Here is a 2635-nt window from a genome sequence, read left to right as displayed (position 1 = left end):
TGCGTATTCTCATGCATCGCGATCACCTAATACTATCTAAGCCGATCACCTAATACCATCCATCAAGATCACTCAATACCATCGATGCCGATCACTTTTCGGTCAAAATGGTATTGAGTGATCGGCTTGAATGGTATCGTTCAATTTGTACACGTTTTTGTCTAGCCAGTAGGTGTTTTTAACCGTTATTCTTTTCATTTTTGATGATGAGAATGACCATGCCAACGGCACCTATTTCAATGCGTAAACTTAAAGAGATTTTAAGACTAAAATACAGCTGTAAACTCAGTCATCGTCAGATAGCAACAAGCTTATCTGTTTCACCCTCAATCGTGTCTAAATATGCCTGTAAATCAGCAGAGTTAGATATTACTTACTGGCCGCTTGATGAGAAGTGGGATGATCACGCTCTGCAACAAGCGTTCTTCAAAACAAAGCCTCGATTAAAGGGCTTTACCATTCCTGACTGGTCGTTAGTTCAGCAAGAGCTTCGGCCTAAAACCATGACGTTGTTGCTGCTTTGGGAAGAATACAAAGAGCGGCACGCGGAAGGTTTTTACAGTTACACTCACTTCTGCCGTCAGTACAAGGCATGGCTTAAATGCCAAAAACCCTCCATGCGACAAAATCATAAAGCAGGTGAAAAACTGTTTGTGGATTACTGTGGCCCAACCATGAGTATTGTTGATACAAGTACAGGCGAATGTCGTACTGCACAAGTGTTCGTTGCGGTCATGGGTGCATCAAATTATACCTATGCCGAAGCGACTTACAGCCAGAAACTCGAAGATTGGGTGATGAGTCACGCCCGTTGTTTTGAGTTTCTTGGCGGTGTTCCTGAGCTAATAATTCCTGACAACCTTAAAAGTGCCGTCACCAAACCGTGTCGATATGAGCCTGACTTAAATCCAACCTACCAACAACTAGCGACACATTACGATACGGTCATTGTGCCCGCTAGACCCTATAAACCAAAGGATAAGGCTAAGGCTGAAGTGGGTGTGCAAATTGTTGAACGTTGGATAATGGCGCGCCTTCGCAATGAAACCTTCTTTAGCTTGCGTCAATTGAACCTGAAAATACAAGCATTACTGGTCGATTTAAATCAACGTAAAATGAAAAAGCATCCTGGCTCACGGCTCAGTCAGTTTGATGCTATCGACAGACCTGCACTCAAACCACTGCCTACACAGCCTTACAGCTATACCTTAGTAAAACAGGTGAGCGTGCATATTGATTATCATGTGGAAATTGAAAAGCACTACTACTCAGTGCCACATACCTTAATTAAACAAAAGCTTGAAGCCCATGCCTCCGGGAAGTTGGTGACACTCTACCATCAAGGCATACAAGTCGCTGTTCACCCCAGATCATACCGAGAAGGTGCGCACACCACGCTTGATCTGCATATGCCTATCGCTCATCAAAAGCAGCAACAATGGACACCACAGCGGTTCGAACGCTGGGCGAGTAAATTTGGCACATCAACTGAGCAGTTTGTTATGCAATTGATGCAAGCTAAAAAACATCCAGAGCAAAGCTACCGTGCTTGTATGGGGTTATTAAGCCTAGGTAAAAAGTTTAGTGATCAACGTCTTGAAGCCGCCTGTCATCGCGCATTAACCACAGGTGTTACTCGCGTTAAACAAGTAAAGACTATCTTAGAAAAAGGCTTGGATAAACAACCCTTGCCACAAGCTCAAGGTGATTTACTACAAGATATTGATCATAAAAATATCCGTGGCAACCACTATTACCATTAATAAAAATTAACAAACCATAGGAAGACTTATGCAAAATATCAATCAACAAGTTAATAATCAGTTAAGTAATTTAAAGCTAAGCGGCATACGTGATGCGCTATTGCAGCAATACGAGCAACCCAATTTATACGTTGAACAAAGCTTCGAAGAGCGGCTAAGTTTATTGCTTGAACATGAAATAACGCAGCGTGATCAGCGTAAAATAGATCGCCTAACGCGACAAGCAAAGTTCAGAGTTGGCGGCACACTTGCCCAACTCAACTATGGCGCAGCACGACAACTCGATAAAGCTCAGATCCGTTCATTAGCACAAGGTGAATGGCTTCGTCTTCACCAAAACATCTTGATCACAGGAGCAACAGGTTGTGGCAAAACTTACCTCGCTTGCGCGCTTGGTCAAAACCACTGCCAACAAGGGAGTAGCGTTTATTATTTTAGGCTCAAAGAGCTATTAGAAAAGATGTTTCTAGCGCAAGCCGATGGTAGTTATCGAAAACTGATCAACAAGCTTAGCTCTGCCAATTTACTGATCTTAGATGATTGGGGATTAGAGCCATTAACGGCTCAACAACGGAGTGATTTACTGGAATTAATTGATGCAAGATATGATACAAAATCGACCTTAATAGCGAGTCAATTACCGATAGAAAATTGGTATGAAATGATCGGAGAATCGACACACGCGGATGCGATTCTAGATAGGCTTGTGCACGGGGCGATAAAGTTGGAATTAAAAGGCGAGTCGATGCGAAAAAAACTAAATTTCTTGACTGATGCCGATCACTCAAGTTAGATTTTACTGAGGTCTACTGACAGACAAAAAAGTGATCGGCTTGAATGGTATTGAGCGATCGGCATCATGGTATTACGCA

Annotated in this window: 2 protein-coding genes; both read left to right on the top strand. The window is 42.7% G+C overall.

Annotated elements, in window-relative coordinates:
* Window positions 1-218: 218 nt before the first annotated feature.
* The gene (gene istA, locus P20439_RS13485) at window positions 219-1763 is read left to right on the top strand and encodes an IS21 family transposase (RefSeq protein WP_008111092.1); all 1545 of its coding nucleotides are present in this window, start codon (window positions 219-221) and stop codon (window positions 1761-1763) included.
* Between the two features lie 28 nt (window positions 1764-1791).
* Complete coding sequence (istB, locus tag P20439_RS13480; RefSeq protein WP_008111090.1) at window positions 1792-2556, top strand: IS21-like element ISShfr5 family helper ATPase IstB; 765 nt, start codon at window positions 1792-1794, stop codon at window positions 2554-2556.
* Window positions 2557-2635: the final 79 nt, after the last annotated feature.

The sequence above is a fragment of the Pseudoalteromonas sp. BSi20439 genome, assembly GCF_000241165.1.
In the GTDB taxonomy this organism is placed as follows: domain Bacteria; phylum Pseudomonadota; class Gammaproteobacteria; order Enterobacterales; family Alteromonadaceae; genus Pseudoalteromonas.
Note: the sequence above shows the minus strand (reverse complement) of the source record. Positions and strands in the feature narration are given on the sequence as shown.

Coding starts and splice junctions, on each gene's coding strand:
- istA (WP_008111092.1), top strand. CDS start 219: ATGCCAACGGCACCTATTTCAATGCGTAAACTTAAAGAGATTTTAAGA.
- istB (WP_008111090.1), top strand. CDS start 1,792: ATGCAAAATATCAATCAACAAGTTAATAATCAGTTAAGTAATTTAAAG.